Raw genomic sequence first — 691 nt, forward strand, 5'->3', positions numbered from 1 at the left:
CAACCCTCCGCTAAATCCGCAGCCCGGCTGTCTCAAAACTTCTGACGACGTACAATGACCGGAACCATCAGGATCATTCCCGAGGCCACGCCCTGGATCAGGGTGTTGATGTCACCGACGCCGCTGACGGTTTGAAGCGTGAGGCCAGAGTTGGCGCCCGGGATCTTAGCCGCCGAAGCTGCAGCTGCAATGGAGGCCGTCATCGCGATCTTATGGATGATCACGTACATCGGGCCCCAGAGCTGCAGGTAGAAAAAGCCCGTAAAATAGCCCTGCAGCAGCTTCAGGCCGATTTGCGGCAACAGGAAGAGCGGGAACATAATCCCGAACATCCCGATGAAGAGGCAGTCGACGACGATCTTCAGAAGGATGATCGCCTTAGCGCCCACCGGGCCGAGCAGGGTCTGGGTGTTGTGCGTCTGAACCTCGGCTTGCGCAGCGGCCAGCGACGCGCCAGCAGACGTGTCGCCGCCGACGACGGCCGCTCTTAGCTGGTTGGCGACCGCGGCCTGCTCAATCAGCTTCTGGCCATCATTTGACGCAAACCCCATCAGGCCCGCCAGCGTGCCGGCCTGACCTTGGGTTCGGGTTACCCGTGCGGCGTCTGTATCCGTGCGCTCCGGCTCGAGGCTCCGAGACAAGAGCAGAGCCGCGTTCTGTCCCTGAACGGTCAGGGCGGCCGACAGGCGGG

1 protein-coding gene is annotated in these 691 nt (G+C 62.4%); it reads right to left on the minus strand.

What is annotated here, in order from left to right:
- Nucleotides 1-32: 32 nt before the first annotated feature.
- The coding region (locus AX690_RS14285; RefSeq protein ID WP_197426866.1) for a conjugal transfer protein TraG N-terminal domain-containing protein at nt 33-691 on the minus strand (659 nt) is incomplete at its 5' end.

This window comes from Caulobacter sp. CCH9-E1 (genome assembly GCF_001556515.1).
Lineage (GTDB): Bacteria > Pseudomonadota > Alphaproteobacteria > Caulobacterales > Caulobacteraceae > Caulobacter.